The sequence below is a fragment of the Bacillus cereus group sp. TH152-1LC genome (assembly GCF_027710505.1).
GTDB classification, from domain to species: domain Bacteria; phylum Bacillota; class Bacilli; order Bacillales; family Bacillaceae_G; genus Bacillus_A; species Bacillus_A mobilis.
In genome coordinates this window covers 182,114-200,276 of record NZ_JAQFNK010000005.1, presented here as the reverse complement: position 1 = coordinate 200,276, position 18,163 = coordinate 182,114, and the positions used below count along the sequence as shown (strand labels likewise).

Genomic DNA, 18,163 nt, shown 5'->3' with positions numbered 1-18,163 from the left:
GATAATCTAATATTAGAGTTTTTTCGTAAAGTTTGCAATAATCCTTTGCAATTATATTGTAATAAAAAAACGACTAAATTGTTAAACTGTTATTTTTTTATATTTATTAATTCAAATTTTCAGTTGACACCTATTATAGCAAGGCTTACAATAAATTCGAAATCGATTTTTTCGCATATTACCGTTTTTCAATTTGCAGAAAAGTCAATATAAAAAAATGGGGGTTCTTTTACATGAGAATTAATACAAACATTAATAGCATGCGTACACAAGAATACATGCGTCAAAACCAAACTAAAATGAGTAACGCTATGGATCGTTTATCAAGCGGTAAACGTATCAACAACGCTTCAGACGATGCGGCAGGTCTTGCAATCGCAACTCGTATGCGTGCACGTGAAAGCGGATTAAGTGTAGCTGCTAACAACACACAAGACGGTATGTCATTAATTCGTACAGCTGATTCAGCAATGAATTCAGTATCTAACATCTTACTTCGTATGCGTGACATCGCCAACCAATCTGCGAACGGTACGAACACTGACCAAAATAAGGTTGCATTACAAAAAGAATTTGGTGAATTACAAAAGCAAATCACTTATATTGCTGACAACACTCAATTCAATGATAAAAACCTATTAAAAGAAAACCAAACAATCAATATCCAAACGCTTGATTCAGATAGCGGTTCAAAACAAATTGGAATTGATTTAAAAGCTGTTACTCTTGATAAATTAGGAATTAAAGATCTTGCTATTGGAAACAGTTCTAATTCTTCTGTTGAACTTCAAGCGGCTAGAGATTCTTTAAATGCCCTTAATCATGACAATTTCGTTTCACCAGCAAATAGAGACGAAGCTGTTATTGCAGCTAAAGAAGCATTTGATAAAGTTAAAGATTTATACGATACAAACGGAAAAAATTCAATCAATACTGCATTTAATGATTTCGCCGCATCTAGATCAGATCAAAATGCAAAAGCAATTTACACTGCTTTAAACGCTACTGCTTTAAAAACAGTCGATGAAAATAATTTCGCTGACGCTACAAATGTATTCGATGACTTAAAGAACGCAGCTGATGCAGTTACAAATCCTGCTCCTGCTGCTGAAACTCATTCAGGAAAAGTAGCATTAGCTAAAGCTGAGTTTGATAAAATCAAAGATACTTTAAGCAAAGAGGATGTACAAAAATTAACTGATGCATTTAAAAACTACAATGACAACTCATCAGCTGCTACTGCAAAAGAAATTGGTCAAGTATTTAAAACAGTAAAAATGGTAGGAGCTGGCGCAGGTAATGTTGACTCACTAGATGCAATTAAAAAGATTGATGCAGCTCTTAAAACAGTTGCTGACAACCGTGCGACTCTAGGTGCTACATTAAACCGCTTAGACTTTAACGTAAACAACCTTAAGAGCCAATCTTCTGCTATGGCTTCAGCTGCTTCTCAAATCGAAGACGCTGACATGGCGAAAGAAATGTCTGAAATGACTAAGTTCAAAATCTTGAACGAAGCTGGTATCAGCATGCTTTCTCAAGCAAACCAAACTCCACAAATGGTTTCTAAATTATTACAATAAGCCATTCGAGTTAATTTCATGAATAAACCTCTCTGCTTGCGGAGAGGTTTATTTTTTCTATATAAATGAATTATTTGTAAAACCTTTCTTTTTTTAGATGGGAGAAAGCATCCGCAATGTGTAGAAGCGGTTAGTGCCTATACTGAATCCCCTCTTATGTCAAAATACACATAGCAAATGAGCATAAGCCTTTTTATCTTTTCATGACCATTTATTAGCTTTAAAACACTAACTATATCAATCTATAAGGAGTGTCTATTATGCGTATTGGTACGAATGTTTTAAGTATGAATGCTAGACAGTCGTTGTATGAGAATGAGAAGCGTATGAATGTTGCGATGGAGCATTTGGCGACTGGTAAGAAGTTAAATAACGCTTCTGATAATCCTGCGAATGTTGCGATTGTGACTCGTATGCATGCGAGAGCAAGTGGTATGCGTGTGGCGATTCGTAATAATGAAGATGCGCTATCCATGCTTCGTACTGCGGAAGCTGCACTTCAAACTGTGACAAATATTTTACAGCGTATGCGTGATTTAGCTGTTCAATCTGCTAACGGTACAAATTCAAATAAACACCGTGATTCACTGAATAAAGAGTTTCAATCTTTAATAGAACAAATTGGCTATATTGATGAGACGACTGAGTTTAATGATTTATCCGTATTTGATGGACAAAACCGGCCTGTTACGTTAGATGATATTGGTCATACAGTAAATGTAACGAAACATATTCCCCCTCCCCCTACACAACATGACATCAACATTTCAACAGAACAAGAAGCAAGAGCGGCGATTCGTAAAATTGAAGAAGCTTTACATAATGTATCACTTCATCGTGCTGATCTTGGGGCTATGATGAATCGTTTACAATTTAATATTGAAAATTTAAACAGCCAAAGTATGGCCCTAACAGATACTACTTCCCGAATTGAGGATGCGGATATGGCGCAGGAGATGAGTGACTTTTTAAAATTTAAATTGTTAACTGAGGTTGCACTTAGCATGGTTTCACAAGCAAATCAAATTCCGCAAATGGTATATAAATTACTACAATCATAATTGTCATTTCACTCTTTGAAACGATTCCACACAAAATAAAAGGGAAATACATATAAACTATGTACTTCCCTTTTATTTTGTACCCAATACTTCTATGGCGCTACCGTCATAACTTGTCCTCTACGGTCGATCCTTATTTTCATTTTGCCGTCTTGTGCGTTATATAAACCTAGCTTATTTAATTCTATTTTGCATTCTTGTACGAAGGTTGGTAATTTACGAATTTGATTGACATCCGAACTTTTAATGAAATTAATTAAATGTTGCGTCATGTCTCTCACATCTTGTACAAGTTCTTCTTTTTCTCGTTTTAACCTTTCATTTTCCAATCGTAGCGCTCGTAATTCACTTTCTAGACTACTTCTACTAGACTCTTCTTTAAAATGCCCTGCGGCCATGCTAGAAAGCTTATAAATACCTTCCATAAACTGATGTAATTCATCTTCTTTTCTTTCACTATGTTGACTAATTGTTTCAAAATTATCAACGATACCAGATATAACTGTTACAAGACTTTTTTCATTCTCTTTATGCTGTACTTCCTCTATTAATACGTGATTGTTTTCTTTTTTCATTTCAACAATTGTTTCTTTTACAGGTGTATACTTTCGCTTTCGTCCAGGTTTTTGCTTTTCAATATTTTCAAACGGTATTTCACGCTTTTTTAACTTGTAATACGTATTTTGTAATTGACTTTCTGTTTTCGGGAAAAGATTTAGTTCGTTTTTACTAACATATTTTGAAATATTAATAATGTTTAAACCGTGACGTTGGCAAAATTGATACACTTCATACAGTAACTCTAGCTCTGACTTTAGCCATGTAATCGCTGATTTTTCATACGCTCGCATCCCGCCATGTTTTTCTATATCTATTTGAAATAATACCATTCTATTATGTAAATCAACTAGTTCTTCATACTTTACTTGGAATTGTTTTTCTATTTTTTTAAATTCCGCTTCTAGTTGTGTATCGTTCATTTTATTATTTGACATGTTTTGTAAGAGACTTAATACATTGATTGCTGTGTGGTGATACATAATCTGTGCCACTCCCCCTCATCCTTTCACAATTCTCATCTGACTCCCATGTCTTTTCAGAAAATAGCAATTTTTACATATCCATATTATAACATTTCAAAATTGTCTGTCAAATAATAAACATACAAAAATGTATAGAAAGTATAGATATAGAAAAAAGGATTTTTTAATTAATATGTATAATTGCATATTAATTACACTTAATTATATTATATGGTATTTCGGATGTATTTTCACCGAAAAAGTTTGCGTTACCACGAAAAATTACTAAAATAATCCAAAGGTACGTTTTTTTATATTTTCAAATCAAAAATCTTCAACTAAAGATTTTTCATACATACAAGCTCAAACACTCTAAAAACGTTCCATCTTTCCACCTATATAAAGTATAAAATACTAAAAAGGAACTAACCAATACTACACATGGCTAGTTCCCTTCTCTCCACTAAAAGAATAGAGTTGTAAATAGTGTCTGCAAATCCTTACTTCTTCTACTTACCTAAAACCACTCCATATCTCTGGTCTCATATGGTACGGCGCTCCATTAGGCACTAACCGCCACCACACATAGCTAGAGCTTCTATTCCAGCTAAAAAAAGCTTTTCCAAACTCTTTTACAGCACTAACTTATCTACTAAACCAATTAACTCTTGAATATCTGGCTTACTTACTTGAGCATTTGCCCCTACAGCTTCGCCTTTATGGAATAATTCATTTGTAATTAGGGAAGAGAAAATAACGATTGGTAAACGATGCGTTACTTCACCATCTTTAATTACTTTCGTTAAATGGTGTCCATCCATTTTCGGCATTTCAATATCCGTAATGAGCAAGTGAATATGTTCAAACATTTTTTCTCCTTGCTCTTTCGCTAACTTTTCAATTTGCGCTAACGCTTCTGCACCATTGCTGAAGAAGTTCATTTTCGTATATCCAGCTGATGATAATGTTTCTTCTAATATTTGACGAAGCATTGCTGAATCTTCCGCAATATAAATAACTTTTTCAGCACGATCTGTTTTTTGCTCTAATCCTGCAAGTGATTTATTGTCATAACCAGTGTTGCTAATTTCGCAAACAATTTTTTCATAATCTAATAGTAAAATGATTTTTCCATCTAGTTTTACAATACCAGACGTCGTTTCTTCTAGTCCCATAGACAATGAAGCTGGCTCATCAATTTGTTCCCAAGAAATACGTTGAATACGATGCACTTCATCCACACGGAAAATAACTTTCATTTGGTTTAATTCTGAAATGATAAATTTCGTTTGATCAAGTGGCTTTGTCGATTTTAAATTAAGAGCTGTCGCTAAGTTAATAACAGGTAAAATTTCACCACGTACTTGAACAACACCTTCAACTGCATGATGAGATTCTGGCACCGTTGTAACAGGGAATGGATTAATGATTTCACGTACTTTCATTACGTTAATACTAAATAGGTTTTCACCAACAGTATATGTAACAATCTCTAATTCATTTGTTCCGCTTTCTAATAAAATACTTTGTGCTTGTGACATAAAGGTGTCGCTCCCCTTTCATTATTTCCGTATATCTAATTATTAAGCTTTATTAAAACGAAAAAGTCAACTATCTATATGAAAAATATAGATAGTTGCATGATTTATTTAAAAAAGCGATTATTCTTGTATAAACGAAGCAAGTGCTTCTAGTAACACTTCTTGTGCCCCTACAATTTCTGTCGGCATTGCTTCCCATTTTTTCGAAAGCTCCGTTTCTACTCTTATCCTTAACTCTGCGTTCATATGTTCTAGCACATAGTCTTTCGTTGCTATATCAACATCCAGTAGCGCAAGAGCATACAGTTCCGGATCATTTATTTTTTTAAATAATCGTTTTAATACTGCCGGTGCTATATGTTTTAATTTTTCAATGTGAATTTCTTTATCTGAAAATAGTAATTCATATTGAATAAACGTAACATTTTCTTTAATCACTTTAAAATAGCAATTATTTTTTTTATCATTTACAAAATAACCGTTTGGATCTGCAATAATACTCTCCACTTTACGAATTAAATCCGGCAAACTACTCGCCGCCATTACAGTCCGCTGCTCAACCTCACTTGGCGAAATGAATGTAACGCGATACTTATTCTGCGCCATCCTCCTCACCTCTCCTTTTATAAAAATCCATCGTCACAAACTATCCAGAAAGCACTGACCTACTATGAAATGATTATCTCATCCCCAGCCATCTCAGTACCTCTCATATCTCTTTACAACTCCATGTGGATCATAACTATTATCCACACTTCGCTTACCTCTTCTTATACTACCCTAGTAACTCTCCATATCTCTGATCTTAAACACCGGTCGAGACTCTATTAGGCACTGACCGCTACCAAACACCGCCAGGCCCTCTCTCAAAACCTAAAAAGGCTTTAAAATCTTTTTTAAGATCCTTTCAATAACTCGATGTTATTGAACCAAAACGCTATCTGCTGATCCGCAATATCCGGCAACGTAACAAAAAACTCACGACACTTCATTTCATCTTTAAACAGTTGATACTTCCAAACCTCATCGCTACCAACACTTACGAAATAAAATTCGTGAATACGGCCGATGATTGCTTGTTTTTCACCAAATGAGTACGGAGGGACTTGCTTAATTTCAAATTGATCTGGTAAATATACATGCTCTTCTCGTTCCATTTTTAACACTTGCTCGGCAAGTTCACGTTTATTTTCGAAAAAAGGCAATTGTAAAATCCGCTCTTGTCTTGTCATACGAATAAAAAATCCTTTCTACTACATTACGATTTTTCTTTATTATATATTATCGAATTAAGTTTACAACTTCATTTAATACTTCATCTGATACTTTAATTACTTTCGCATTTCCTTGGAATCCGCGTTGGTATAACATTAAATCAACAAATTCTACAGATAAATCTACGTTTGCACCTTCTTGCGCACCACCACGTACTTTACCTGCACCGTTTTGACCAGATGCACCAAGTGCTAAAATACCCGTTGTATTCGTCGCTGTATAGTTACCATTACCTGTTTTCATTAGTCCACCTTCGTTCGGGAACATCGCAACAGCTAATTGACCAGCTGACTTCATACTTCCATCAGAGTATTTTACCATTACGTATCCACCGTCAGCAATAAAGCAATCTTTAACAGTTGCTGCTGCTCTACCGTCTACATCTGTTACGGATAATGTTTTATCTGTCGGATGGTTTGTTAATTTACTAAAATCTAAATTTATCGTTCCGCCGTTAAACGGGATAGCTGCTCCTTGTTGTACCGGGTCTGGATTTCCAACGCTATTAAATTTCAAAGTACCTGTTGAACCTGCCCCTGTAACCTCTTCAAACTTTGGATCTTTTGCCGAGTCATTACGTCTTTGCACTTTATACGTATACTCGTGGTCATTCGTTTTCGTAAATTCTACACGCATCGTCCATGTATTACCGGCATCATCATAAAACGGTAAATCTTGCGTAATTTTACTTTCATTCACCGGGATATTCCCTTTAATTGTACCCTTCGTTGTTTGAATACCACCAATTGCTGTTCCCATCGGGATTTGCAATGGTCCTGGAATGCCAGATAAATCAACTTCACCTGTTGCTTGGTTTGCAGGGTATGCAAATACGTATTGACCTTCTGTATTCGTAATATAGTAATCTGAAGATATCCCAAACGTACCTTTACGAGTAAATTCCATATTCCCGCCTGTTGAATCACCTACTACGAAGAAACCATTACCTTCCATTGCCGCTTGTGTTTTACCACCAGTTAACGTAATTGTTCCGTCGCTATAGTCTGTAACCGTTCCGCTCATTTTCACACCGTTACCGATACTTTTTGGATTCGTTCCAGCATATTTATTGTCACCTTTTGAACCAATAGAATTGTTATATAGTAAATCATCAAACATAGCCTTTTGTTTTTTATAACCAACCGTTTGTGCATTGGCGATATTATTTGAAGTTACACTTAATGCATTTTGTGTTGCATTCATTCCTGTAATACTTGTATATAACGCTTTAATCATAATGTATGGACACTCCTTATGAATTTATAGTTTTTACTTCTTCAGTACCTTTTTGCTCGTCTTTTTTCGCATCTTCTGGATTTGTTTCTCCAATTGGTTTGTCAGACACTCTCTCAACGAAACGAAGAGATACAACTTTATTATCAATAACGAGCTGTACCTCATTATTTTCTGCGAGGCGAACTGTCTCTACTTGGCCAGTGACTTTTTTGCCATCACCGTCAATACCTCTTACATACTTCCCTAAAAACTTCATTCCGCCATCAAGTGCTGTTGAATACATTGTCGTTTTTAAAGAGTCTACTGCTTTCGTCATATTCTGCACTTGTTCCATAAGAGATAATTGCGCTGTTTGGTTCATCATTTGATTCATATCCATCGCATTAAATGGATCTTGATGTTGAAAACTCGCTAAAAACAATTTTAGAAAATCATCTTTCCCCATTACACCAGGAGTCTTTTGTTCTCCTGCTGAAACTCCATTTGCTTGCCCTACTGCCGGTTGTGCACCATTAACAGATGCGTTCCTATTCTGCGCTCCTGCTTGCAATGGAATATGATTTGTACTCGTTGCATTTAATCCAACTGTTGGCACGCTTTATTCCTCCAATAATCCCGCAAATTCTTTTGATTCTTGTTTCTCATGTTTCGTATTTGCTAATTGTTGTTTTTGCCTTTGTTCTTGCTCTCGCTGCTCTTTACGATTTTCATCTTTATCTGAATAGCTAATTTGAATATTGATTTCTTTTTCTTTTAACTTCAATCTCAATTCATCAAAAATGATTTCAACACGCTTTTTCGCATCGTGTTTTTCCATTTCTATGTGAACATCAATTTGATCTCCATGTTTTTTCATAAACACTGTTAAAGTACCAAGTTTTTCTGGATTTAACTGAAATAAAACACGTTCTTGTTTCACTACAAACTTTTGCAGTGCTTCTACTTGTGCTTCCATTTTCTTTCCTAAGTCAGGCAATGAAACTTTCTCAGCGCCACTATTGGATTTTCCTATATGATCAGTACTCGTCGCTTTATTTAATAACTCCGCACCCGCAGAATTTGAATCGTTGAATACATCACCTTCTGGCAACTCTATCTTTACATCCTCGCTCTCAGCTTTCGGAAGATCTACATCTAAGTCTTTGAACTCTTCTTGTTTCTTGGCAATATTACAAGTCTCTGTTTCTACCGCTTTCAATACTTGCATCATTTGCTCAGGCATCTTCACTTTATCTAATATCATTTGCATTGTATCTTCTAAACATATAGCATTTTTGATATTCATATTGGAAAGGAGTTCTTGTAATTGTTGTAATTCACCTGCGGGTAATTCGTTAAGTTTTATATTTCCATATTCTTTATACAGCTCTTGTATTTTTTGTATGTATTGATATAACAATTCTGGCTGCACACGTAATTGCTCAATTGCAACCATTTGCTCAGATACAGCTAATAATAACTGTTCTGTCTCTTTTTTTTCTTCTTTCTTTACATTAGGCTCTTCTTTCGTTGCCGATTTTTTAGAAAGAATGTTTTCTTTTCTATCTTCTGGTGCATCTTCTCGCTTTGTTTTCTCCGTTTTCGGCTGCTGTTTATTTTCCATCCTCATCGCACGATCGAATGAAGAATCTTCACTTTTGGATTGTACTTCTAGCCCTTTTTCTTTTTGCGGAGGTAAACTTTGTTGCACCGGTAATACAGACTGTATCACTATATTCACCTCATCCATTCATACACATTTTCAAATCAAGAAGCATTTTTTCTTCCTGCTTTTCTCGTACTTTTGCAAGCTTTCTACAATCTTCTTGATACATCTCATCAATGACACGTTCTTTTTCTTTTACTTGTTCTAAAAGGCTTTCATTTTTTCGAATAAAATCTTCTGTTTTTTTAATTTTCCGATTCCATTCTTCTATTCTTTCAGGTGAAAACGTATGTGAGGATAGCATCCCAGCCATAATACGTTGCCCAGTTTGTACAACTTTACTACGCGATTTCACAACATATAAATCATATTCTTTTTTTTGTTCTATTTTTCTTTTTTCAGCCGTTAATTCATACACTTCTTTCAAAATCTGTTCTTTTTCTTGATTTATTTGCAATTTTATCGTGTCGTACTGCTGCTTATCCACCTGTTTTCATAGCCCCTTCCTATTATAACGCTCTCTTTTTCTATTATATAGTTTTTTTACAAAAAAATCTGTGAAATATTAAAAAACAAAAAAATAAGACCTGCAGGTGCGAGGTCTTATACTATATGGTGCACTTCTTGAACGATATCATCAAATTGGAAACGATCTGATCGACCTTGTTTTAAAAATGAATTTATACCTTCTACTTTATTTTTACATTCAAAAACATAAGCATTTTCTTCATTTTCTTGAATCGTTCCTAATTTGAAATATAATTCATTTTCTTTATAAATAGATAAAATTTTTCTCATTTCATTTGCTAGTTGCCAATGGGTTGGCGAAACAATTTCTTCCATAATCCTACTTACCGAGTCTAACACTGAAATAGCAGGATAATGACTGAGTGTTGCAAGTTCACGTTTTAATACAATATGTCCATCTAAAATACCACGTGCTAAATCTGGGACAGGACCGTTTAAATCGTCTCCATCAACGAGTACAGTATAAATACCTGTTATAGACCCCTTTTGTGTTTTCCCAGAGCGCTCTAACAGCTTCTTCATATAACTTTCCATTAAGAGTGTTTTACCACCGATCGGTAACTCTTTAACGGCAATATCAACACTTCTACGTGCATCAGCAAAACGAGTAACAGAGTCCATCATAAGTAATACGTTATTGCCTTGGTCTCGGAAGTATTCAGCGATAGATGTTGCAAGCTTAGCTGCGCGAAGTTGCATAAGGTGACTTTCATCTGACGTCGCTACAACAACGACGCTTTTCTTCATACCTTCCTCACCTAATTCTTTTCGAATAAAGTCTTTTACTTCCCGGCCACGTTCTCCTACTAAACTAATAACGTTTATATCAGCTTTTGCATTTTTCGCAATCATTCCGAGTAAAGTAGATTTACCAACACCTGATCCAGCGAAAATACCAATCTTTTGACCGATGCCAATTGTTAGCATAGAATCAATGGATTTAATTCCAGTTTCAAATACATCGGTAATCTCTTCCCGTTCAAATGCATGAATAGGCGGAGCATCTAACTTTATTTTTTGCACTGGTATGTTTTCAGTGTTCTCATTTAACACTTCGCCATTTGCACTTAATACTTTTCCGAGTAAATGATTACCACGGGGTATAACAACATCTTCAGCAATTAATGTAACGGAATCTCCGTAACATACTTTTTCTGTCTGTTCAAATGGGAGTAACATATTGTTTTCTTTTTCAATCGCAATTACTTCACATAAGACGCTATGTTCTCCAACGAGACAAACATCACCTATTTTCGCCTTTGGCCCTTTCGCTACGAAAAACTGCTCTTGTACACTATGAACTTTACCGACTTTCGTATAAAACGGCGTTTCAATAAATGTATTCCATTTTTGGTTTTCATTCATTAACAGTCGATTCATACGTTTTGCTCCTCAAACAACTTCTCTTCTTCCCATTTCTGGCGAAGCTTCGCGAATATAGGTGCAAATTTAAATTCAAAAAACTCTTTCTCTTCTTCTAGAACAAATTCACCGAACTGTAAGGAGAAATCGTATTTCCATTCTACTAATTGTAGTAACCAATACTCTTTCGTATTTTCCTTCTCTTCTTGAATACGTTCAAATGTTTCTGGATGTACGGTAATGACTAATTTTTCAAAAGAGGTAGGCAATGTTTGAACGATGCCCGTTAATATAGGTAACACATCAAGTAATCTAGCATCTACAGCTTGATTCACAATTTTTTCTGCTAGTTGAAAAGATTGATCCCATAACAATTCCATCCATTCGTATGCTGTTTCTTGTTGATCTTTTTGAAACTGCATATGTGCTGAATCTATCTCTTGCATCTGTTGCTGAACATGCATTCGAAATTGTTCTTGATCCTGTAATAACTGTTGACGTTCTCGCTCTAACATTTGTTGTTCTTGCCTTAGCTGATTGAGTTCAACATGTAATGATTGTTGCTGTGCAAGAAGTTCTTCATGATCTACTTGGATTTCTTCTTCTACGTGAGCTAGTATTGGTTTTGGAAATTGTAATTCATACGTTTCTTCAGAAAAAGAAACAGAATTCTTCGGAATTCTGTTTTTAAATAAGGACATCATCTTCACCTCTTTGAACGATAATTCTTCCTTCTTTCTCTAGCTTTTTCACCGTACCTGTAATTGTTTGCTGCGCTTTCTCAGCATCCGTCATCTTAAGCGGTCCTAAGCCATCTAATTCTTCTAGAATCATCTCTTTACGGTTTGAAGACATACATGTAAATAGTTTCTCTTTAATTTCTTCTTTTGCAATTTTAAGTGCTTTTGCAATGACACCGTTATCTGTAATTTCTTCTAGTACACGGCGAAGCGCAAGATCTTCAAGACCAAGTAAGTCTTCAAAGACAAACATATTTTCTTTAATTTTCTCAGATAAAGCATAATCAACTTCATCCAGCTTTTGAAAGACTGTTTTTTCAACGCCTCGTGAAACGTTATTTAAAATGTTCACGATTGTTTTTAAGCCATCTGTTTTATTAATTGCACTAAATGCCATATTATTTAATTTCGCTTTTAATAACTCACCAATTTGATTAATGAGTTCACCGTCAACTTGTTCTAGTTTCGCAATACCCATTACCGTTTCTACTCGCTTATGATCTGGTAATCTCTCAATTAACTGCGAAGCAAGCTGCGGTTTAATGTAAGAAGCGATAATTGCAATTGTTTGTGGCGATTCATCATTCAGCACTGTAAGAAGTGGCTCTAAATCTGTAAGTGAATTTAAGAATTCAAATGGATTATCTTTGTTATACCAAAGGTCTTCCAATAATTTTTCCAGCTCATCTTCTGGCATATTTTTAAATATGCGACGAATGTACTCTTTATCCGGAGTGACTAAGTTCAATTCTTTTACATTTAGTTCATATAAAAATTCCCCTAGTACATTCTCTAACGTTTCTGGTTTATATACACGAAACTTCGCGATTTCACGAAGTAACACTTCTTTTTCCTCAGCCGTCATATATTCAATGACTTTCGCTGCCACCTCTTCATTTAATGTACGAATGAGGATGGCAGCTTTTTCTTTGGAGGAGATTTCATCTAACATCGTTGTTCCTCCCTTACTGTCCGTTTAACCATTTTTTAATTACTTTTGCAGTACCTTCTACATGTTCTTTCGTAGCATCCTGCACTTGTTCATCTAACGTCGGTTCTTTCGGTTCTTCTGGTTCAAGTTTTACTTTTGGCTCTGGTACTATTTTCTCTTCAGGAATTTCCATAATACTTTCACTACTTGCAGCAACTTCCTCTTCTGCTAAGTATTCTTCATATTCCTCTTCTTCTTTCTTTCTCTTACGTCTTGCTAAGAAGAACCATAATAGACCAACGAGCGCTAACACGCCTCCTGTAATTCCACCGATTAACCACCAGTTCATACCACTTGCTTCTGGCTCTTTCTTCTTCTCTTCTTTCGGTTGATCAAACTGAACTGTTACCACATTAACTTGACCATTTGTAAAGTTTCCATTTGGATCAGCTTGAAGTCCAGCTGCTGTACCAATTGCTTCTTTGAAAGTTGTCATATCAATTCTTCGTTTTACTAACGTATCATTATCTACCCATACAACAACATTTGTTTTCGTTAATTCTGGATGTTTCTTAATCGTTTCAACTGTTTTATCTATTTCATAGTTTTCGATTTTGTTACCATTTTTATTATCGTAGACGATTTTGCCATTTTGATTATTGTTCGTACCGTAGTTTGGCACTTCACCGTTTGCTGTAATACCAGCACCTTGCTTCGCATCTGCACCTTCTTGCGCAGTAGAGCTTTCCTCTTGCTCTTGTTTACTACGAAGTACACCTTTATCACCATATTTTTCAGACTGACGTGTAACTTCGTCGTAGTTCACAGATACTTTCGTATTCACTTTATATTCATTCGGCTTAAACATCGTCATTAACGTTGCATCGATATCTTGCTTTAATTTACCTTCAATTTGGTGTTGCATCTCTACTTCTTTCTCATAAGAAGAAGAACTACTAGAATGTGCTTCATCTGCCCCTTTTGAGATAACACCTTTTTTGCTATCTATAACACTCACTTCTTCGGCTTTTACACCAGGAACTGCCGCACTAATCATTTGCTGTACACCCGCAACTTGATCAGCCGTTAATAGTTGACCACGTTTCACACCAACTGTAATCGCCGCTGTACCCTTTGCTTTTTCTTCATCAAAAATTGTCTCTTTTTCAGGTAATGTAATTTGAACATTTGCCGTTTCTATCGCCGCAAAGTTTCTAACAATATCTTGCTCTAATTGCTTTTTCGTACCGACAATTTGCTTCATTTTTTTATCTTGCTCACTTGAACCGAGCGAGCTTTCTAATAAAATTTCCTCACCGCTTTTTGAATTAAACGGTAATCCCATTCCATTCATTTCTTTTCGAACCCATGGAGCATCATTCTTTTGCACACGAATCGAACCATCGGCTGCTAATTGGTAATCGACACCTAGCTTCGATAATTCTGCTGTAATCTCTTGCTTGTCTGCATCATTTAAATTTTGATATACAACAACATATTTATCTGGCAAGGTGAAGTATAAAAGTGCTCCTGTTACAATTGCTAAAAGCGCAGCACCAATGACTAACTTATGCCACGTCTTTAACGATTGGAAAACATTTTTTAACTTTTCCATTTAAACACACCCGTCCATTTTCCTAAATTTGCATATTAATTAGTGACTTATAATTTTCAATAAGATTATCACGTACAAGAGCAGCCGTTTTCATTTGAGACTCAGCTTTCTTTTGCTGAATTAAAACGTCATGTGTTTCTCCTACCCCTTTTGTTAATAAATCATATACCGCTGTTTGCGCATTGTTTTGCGTTTGATTCATATCTTCCAATAAACCGATAAACTTTTTCCCCTCGACTACAGGTGTTTCTGAAGTTTTCGGTGCACCAATTGACTGAATCGCGCCAAATGGCTGTGTATGTAACATTGGTTGGATTTTCATCTTCCCCTATTCCCCCTTTATCCTCGGCCGATTTCTAAATCTTTATCAAGCATTTTTTTATTCGCATTTAATACACTTGTATTTGCTTCGTACATTTTTTGAGCAACCATTACATTCGTCATTTCAGCAGTCACATCTACATTCGGATAACGTACATATCCTTCTTCATTAGCATGCGGATGCGTCGGATCATACACTAAGTTTTCAGTTTTGTCCGCTTCAATACTTTTTATTTTCACTCCGTTAGTAGGTGTACTGTCTAACATATTTGCAAAGCTATTATTTGATTCAAGTACTACACTACGGCGCTCATACAAATCTGCCCCCGGAGCTGCCGTTGTATTTGCATTTACAATATTATTTGAAGTAACTTCCATCCATTTTCTCGCTGTTGTCAGCCCTGATCCACTTGCATTAATTGCCTGAAACATCGTTGTCTCTCCTTCTACTATTAACGTCCACGCGCTGCTTGGTTAATTGCGTATTGTGTATTAATCGCGTTAATTGAAACACCATATAATTGGTTTGCTTTCATTAAATCTAGCATTTCCGTCGTTACATCCACACTATTTCCATCTTTATTCGTTTGCATTGATTTCGTTTGAATCTTTGCATACGTATTTTTCGCATTTACTGTCGGTAAGTGCATTTTATTCGTTTGATATAAATCTGGATTGCTGTTTAAATCTGCAGCATTACGCTTATATAATGCACTACTTTTATTCATTTGCTCAGCAAATGTAACGTCTTGTGCTTTATAGCCAGGTGTATTCGCATTTGCAATATTACTAGAAACGGTATTTCGTTTCGTCACTAAATAATTCATATAATGGCTTACATCACTCACTAAATCTGGCATACTCCACACCCTTCCTTTTTAACTTATCATTTTGAACATAATGATCCACTGATGGAAGTTTCACTTCATTATTTAATTTCCTATATGTATTTATTAAAATATTTACTATTATGTACCCTTACATATTTTATTCCATTTTTACATTGTTGTCTTTAGAAAAATACAAAAATATAAAAAGAATATAAAAAAACTGTATACGCGTAGGAATCTATATAACATTTCAATATATTTACGACGAACTGAACCCTATTTTTATATTATTTAGATTACTTCTATTTTTTACAGCCATAAAATGAAACCTCAACCAGCGGAATTCTTTATTTACATGAAGGAATGGACCCCCTTTCAAAAAGAGGAATCCGTTCCCGCACATTATTATTAATATTTACCGTAAAATGAATTTGCTTTCATTCGCCCATCATTTGTCATAATCATTTCTTCCAAAATCTTTTGCTTATCACGAATATGCTGTGCTGCCTTAATGATGAATGGGCTTACTTCTGCCGCAACTTTCGAGCGCGTTTCTTCATCCAATGTCATCATCCAACGATTTAACATCGCGCTCTTCTCAGCAAACTCTCCATCTGACACTTGCAATTCACCGATTTCATTAAAACAGCCGACAAATGCTCGATAAATATCATTGTTCATTTTCAAGCGCTCCGCGGTAACCGTCTATTAAATCTTGTAACACTTTCACAATCGCATCAATATCTTTCGCCTCACGTGTTACTTTCATCGTTTGAATTTGAACGCTAATCCAGTCATATAAACCATAAAGACTATCATATAAATCTTTCGTAATCTCAGGATTTAATTGAAGCTTTAATTCTTCAAAAATACGTTCTAGCTTTTCAAGAAGTGCATCTCCTTCTTGTAGTTTAAAAGTATGTAAAAGCTCTTCTAAATTACGAAACTCTACAATGCATCTTTCATAAATAAAAATTGTATTTTTAATCGGATTACTCGTCATAATATCATTTTGCATATAACGTTGCCATGCTTGCATACGATCACTTCCTCAACTTTCATTAATCATCACTTTTTTGTTTTGTCATTGCTTTAATTGTTTTTAATTGGCTATCTAACGCCGCTAATGTACTTTCTAACTTTTGATACTTCTTCACGATTTCATCTTGCTTTTGTAAGTTTTGTGACTCAATGTCTTTTATCTTCTTATCTAAATCACTTACACGTGAATCAATGTTTTTTACACGTTCGCCAACTATACCTTTATCACCGAATAATTTATCAAGTGGTTCTTCCATCATTTTTCCTAAACCGTTAGAACTAAAGAAAAATTGCTTCGCTGCATCTGGCTTTTCTTTTAACGCTTTCGTTAATGCTTCATCATTAACTTCCATCGTTCCATCTTGTTTTAATTGAATACCAAATGAGAATAAATAATTACCATCTTGAGAAAATGTTACGACATTATTCATCGCTTGGCGTACACTTTGCATAATCGTTTGCCCTTGGAAAGCTCCGCCTTTTCCAGCAAAGATATCTATTGTAGAAACAGCTTTATTATAATCCGCAACCATCTTTTTAATAATATTTGATGCATCGGTTACGTTTGAGTCACTTACTGTAAATTTCAGTTCTATCCCTTTTGCTTTCGCCTCTGTTGTCTTTGGATCAACCTCTGTCTTTTCACCATCTGGTTTTTCTTCTACTTTTTGCTCAGTTACTTTTAACAATTCAATTTTCACACCAGGAAGGGCTTCAACTGTATTGGTAGAACTATTACCTTTAATACCATTAATCGTATATTCAGCATTTTGCGCTTCATTAATTACATTAACCGCTACGCCACTCTCATTAGCTAACCCTATATCTTGAAACAATGTAGATGTGTTGTCCTTAAAATTAATTTCTCCTTCTTTACCTTCTTTTTTTGAGGACATAAAAATTTTATTTCCAAGTGTATACGCTGATACGCCGTAATCCCCGTCATTAATTTTATTAATTAAATCTTTGTATGTCATATCAGATGTTACTTTTAATTCTTTACCGCCTAGTTTTAATGTTTCATTTCTATTAAGCTTCGCATCTATATCATCAATTTCTTTAGAAGCTATTTGATGACGCTGTGCAAGTTGAGTAATTGTCATATTAAAAGTTCCAGCAATCGCACCGCCATCAGCTTTTACATTAATATAACCGTCTTGTGATGTTGTTACCTTTTTCTCATTTCCTTTAAAAGCCGCTAAGTTTTTAAAGGTTTGCGTGAAAGAACTAAATTCTGATTTTAAACTTGTATATAAAAGTTTATCTTGTGAAAGGCTATTTTTTTCATTTGTATACGGCGTTTTTCTCATATCTAACGCATTCATTTCTAATTCAACGAAATTAGAAGTATCGATCATGTTATTTCCGAGGTTCCAAATCTGTTGTCTACCGCCAATACCGGTTAACGTTCCTGCCATATTTCTCACTCCTT

The 18,163-nt window shown here is 35.1% G+C and carries 19 protein-coding genes and 1 pseudogene; 2 read left to right on the top strand and 18 right to left on the bottom strand.

Features of this window, described 5'->3' with window-relative positions; genetic code table 11:
* The first annotated feature begins 233 nt into the window (after nucleotides 1–233).
* Both PDL00_RS15350 and PDL00_RS15345 read left to right on the top strand, forming a co-directional pair.
* Complete coding sequence (locus PDL00_RS15350; RefSeq protein WP_270729885.1) at nucleotides 234–1,583, top strand: flagellin N-terminal helical domain-containing protein; 1,350 nt, start codon at nucleotides 234–236, stop codon at nucleotides 1,581–1,583.
* 260 nt (nucleotides 1,584–1,843) lie between these two features.
* Entirely contained in the window at nucleotides 1,844–2,644 is an 801-nt protein-coding gene (locus tag PDL00_RS15345) for a flagellin N-terminal helical domain-containing protein (protein WP_270729883.1), read from the top strand.
* Between the two features lie 92 nt (nucleotides 2,645–2,736).
* Here the strand turns inward: PDL00_RS15345 and PDL00_RS15340 are convergent, their stop codons facing one another.
* The 18 genes and pseudogenes from PDL00_RS15340 to PDL00_RS15255 form a co-directional block, all read right to left on the bottom strand.
* Nucleotides 2,737–3,684 (bottom strand): DNA-binding domain-containing protein, encoded by a 948-nt coding sequence (locus tag PDL00_RS15340; RefSeq protein ID WP_270729981.1) that lies wholly within the window; start codon nucleotides 3,682–3,684, stop codon nucleotides 2,737–2,739.
* Between the two features lie 614 nt (nucleotides 3,685–4,298).
* Complete coding sequence (locus tag PDL00_RS15335) at nucleotides 4,299–5,207, bottom strand: chemotaxis protein (RefSeq protein ID WP_071721905.1); 909 nt, start codon at nucleotides 5,205–5,207, stop codon at nucleotides 4,299–4,301.
* Nucleotides 5,208–5,327: 120 nt separating this feature from the next.
* The gene (locus PDL00_RS15330) at nucleotides 5,328–5,813 is read right to left on the bottom strand and encodes a LysR family transcriptional regulator (protein WP_242250816.1); all 486 of its coding nucleotides are present in this window, start codon (nucleotides 5,811–5,813) and stop codon (nucleotides 5,328–5,330) included.
* A 290-nt stretch (nucleotides 5,814–6,103) separates the two neighbouring features.
* Complete coding sequence (locus tag PDL00_RS15325) at nucleotides 6,104–6,439, bottom strand: DUF3964 family protein (RefSeq protein WP_097843309.1); 336 nt, start codon at nucleotides 6,437–6,439, stop codon at nucleotides 6,104–6,106.
* Between the two features lie 49 nt (nucleotides 6,440–6,488).
* Nucleotides 6,489–7,718: a flagellar hook protein FlgE gene (locus tag PDL00_RS15320; protein ID WP_242250815.1), complete on the bottom strand. Its 1,230-nt coding sequence runs from the start codon at nucleotides 7,716–7,718 to the stop codon at nucleotides 6,489–6,491.
* A gap of 16 nt (nucleotides 7,719–7,734) precedes the next feature.
* A complete protein-coding gene (locus PDL00_RS15315) occupies nucleotides 7,735–8,313 on the bottom strand; it encodes a flagellar hook assembly protein FlgD (RefSeq protein WP_270729878.1) in 579 nt (192 codons plus the stop codon).
* Between the two features lie 3 nt (nucleotides 8,314–8,316).
* A complete protein-coding gene (locus tag PDL00_RS15310) occupies nucleotides 8,317–9,429 on the bottom strand; it encodes a flagellar hook-length control protein FliK (protein ID WP_270729874.1) in 1,113 nt (370 codons plus the stop codon).
* A gap of 10 nt (nucleotides 9,430–9,439) precedes the next feature.
* The gene (locus tag PDL00_RS15305; RefSeq protein ID WP_000360875.1) at nucleotides 9,440–9,850 is read right to left on the bottom strand and encodes a hypothetical protein; all 411 of its coding nucleotides are present in this window, start codon (nucleotides 9,848–9,850) and stop codon (nucleotides 9,440–9,442) included.
* A gap of 116 nt (nucleotides 9,851–9,966) precedes the next feature.
* Complete coding sequence (locus PDL00_RS15300) at nucleotides 9,967–11,271, bottom strand: flagellar protein export ATPase FliI (RefSeq protein ID WP_242250812.1); 1,305 nt, start codon at nucleotides 11,269–11,271, stop codon at nucleotides 9,967–9,969.
* Nucleotides 11,268–11,954, bottom strand: a complete 687-nt coding sequence (locus tag PDL00_RS15295; RefSeq protein WP_242250811.1) for a FliH/SctL family protein — start codon at nucleotides 11,952–11,954, stop codon at nucleotides 11,268–11,270. Before PDL00_RS15295 ends, PDL00_RS15300 begins: the two co-directional genes overlap by 4 nt.
* Complete coding sequence (gene fliG / locus PDL00_RS15290; RefSeq protein WP_000883369.1) at nucleotides 11,941–12,945, bottom strand: flagellar motor switch protein FliG; 1,005 nt, start codon at nucleotides 12,943–12,945, stop codon at nucleotides 11,941–11,943. The genes PDL00_RS15295 and fliG overlap by 14 nt, the downstream gene beginning before the upstream one ends.
* A 13-nt stretch (nucleotides 12,946–12,958) precedes the next feature.
* Nucleotides 12,959–14,539, bottom strand: a complete 1,581-nt coding sequence (gene fliF, locus PDL00_RS15285) for a flagellar basal-body MS-ring/collar protein FliF (protein WP_270729872.1) — start codon at nucleotides 14,537–14,539, stop codon at nucleotides 12,959–12,961.
* A 22-nt stretch (nucleotides 14,540–14,561) separates the two neighbouring features.
* A complete protein-coding gene (gene fliE / locus PDL00_RS15280) occupies nucleotides 14,562–14,861 on the bottom strand; it encodes a flagellar hook-basal body complex protein FliE (protein ID WP_270729870.1) in 300 nt (99 codons plus the stop codon).
* Between the two features lie 17 nt (nucleotides 14,862–14,878).
* Entirely contained in the window at nucleotides 14,879–15,292 is a 414-nt protein-coding gene (gene flgC / locus PDL00_RS15275; protein WP_087985613.1) for a flagellar basal body rod protein FlgC, read from the bottom strand.
* Between the two features lie 20 nt (nucleotides 15,293–15,312).
* Nucleotides 15,313–15,784: pseudogene (flgB, locus tag PDL00_RS15270) on the bottom strand (flagellar basal body rod protein FlgB).
* A gap of 314 nt (nucleotides 15,785–16,098) precedes the next feature.
* Nucleotides 16,099–16,371, bottom strand: a complete 273-nt coding sequence (locus PDL00_RS15265; RefSeq protein WP_071721916.1) for a flagellar biosynthesis protein FlgG — start codon at nucleotides 16,369–16,371, stop codon at nucleotides 16,099–16,101.
* Nucleotides 16,361–16,729: a flagellar export chaperone FliS gene (locus PDL00_RS15260; protein WP_001149522.1), complete on the bottom strand. Its 369-nt coding sequence runs from the start codon at nucleotides 16,727–16,729 to the stop codon at nucleotides 16,361–16,363. The genes PDL00_RS15265 and PDL00_RS15260 overlap by 11 nt, the downstream gene beginning before the upstream one ends.
* Nucleotides 16,730–16,751: 22 nt before the next feature.
* The gene (locus tag PDL00_RS15255; RefSeq protein ID WP_270729862.1) at nucleotides 16,752–18,149 is read right to left on the bottom strand and encodes a flagellar hook-associated protein 2; all 1,398 of its coding nucleotides are present in this window, start codon (nucleotides 18,147–18,149) and stop codon (nucleotides 16,752–16,754) included.
* Nucleotides 18,150–18,163: the final 14 nt, after the last annotated feature.

Bases quoted from the DNA above. Each gene is read 5' to 3' on its own strand.
- PDL00_RS15350 (WP_270729885.1), top strand. From the start codon at position 234: ATGAGAATTAATACAAACATTAATAGCATGCGTACACAAGAATACATG.
- PDL00_RS15345 (WP_270729883.1), top strand. From the start codon at position 1,844: ATGCGTATTGGTACGAATGTTTTAAGTATGAATGCTAGACAGTCGTTG.
- PDL00_RS15340 (WP_270729981.1), bottom strand. From the start codon at position 3,684: ATGTATCACCACACAGCAATCAATGTATTAAGTCTCTTACAAAACATG.
- PDL00_RS15335 (WP_071721905.1), bottom strand. From the start codon at position 5,207: ATGTCACAAGCACAAAGTATTTTATTAGAAAGCGGAACAAATGAATTA.
- PDL00_RS15330 (WP_242250816.1), bottom strand. From the start codon at position 5,813: ATGGCGCAGAATAAGTATCGCGTTACATTCATTTCGCCAAGTGAGGTT.
- PDL00_RS15325 (WP_097843309.1), bottom strand. From the start codon at position 6,439: ATGACAAGACAAGAGCGGATTTTACAATTGCCTTTTTTCGAAAATAAA.
- PDL00_RS15320 (WP_242250815.1), bottom strand. From the start codon at position 7,718: ATGATTAAAGCGTTATATACAAGTATTACAGGAATGAATGCAACACAA.
- PDL00_RS15300 (WP_242250812.1), bottom strand. From the start codon at position 11,271: ATGAATCGACTGTTAATGAATGAAAACCAAAAATGGAATACATTTATT.
- PDL00_RS15295 (WP_242250811.1), bottom strand. From the start codon at position 11,954: ATGTCCTTATTTAAAAACAGAATTCCGAAGAATTCTGTTTCTTTTTCT.
- fliG (WP_000883369.1), bottom strand. From the start codon at position 12,945: ATGTTAGATGAAATCTCCTCCAAAGAAAAAGCTGCCATCCTCATTCGT.
- fliF (WP_270729872.1), bottom strand. From the start codon at position 14,539: ATGGAAAAGTTAAAAAATGTTTTCCAATCGTTAAAGACGTGGCATAAG.
- fliE (WP_270729870.1), bottom strand. From the start codon at position 14,861: ATGAAAATCCAACCAATGTTACATACACAGCCATTTGGCGCGATTCAG.
- flgC (WP_087985613.1), bottom strand. From the start codon at position 15,292: ATGTTTCAGGCAATTAATGCAAGTGGATCAGGGCTGACAACAGCGAGA.
- PDL00_RS15265 (WP_071721916.1), bottom strand. From the start codon at position 16,371: ATGAACAATGATATTTATCGAGCATTTGTCGGCTGTTTTAATGAAATC.
- PDL00_RS15260 (WP_001149522.1), bottom strand. From the start codon at position 16,729: ATGCAAGCATGGCAACGTTATATGCAAAATGATATTATGACGAGTAAT.
- PDL00_RS15255 (WP_270729862.1), bottom strand. From the start codon at position 18,149: ATGGCAGGAACGTTAACCGGTATTGGCGGTAGACAACAGATTTGGAAC.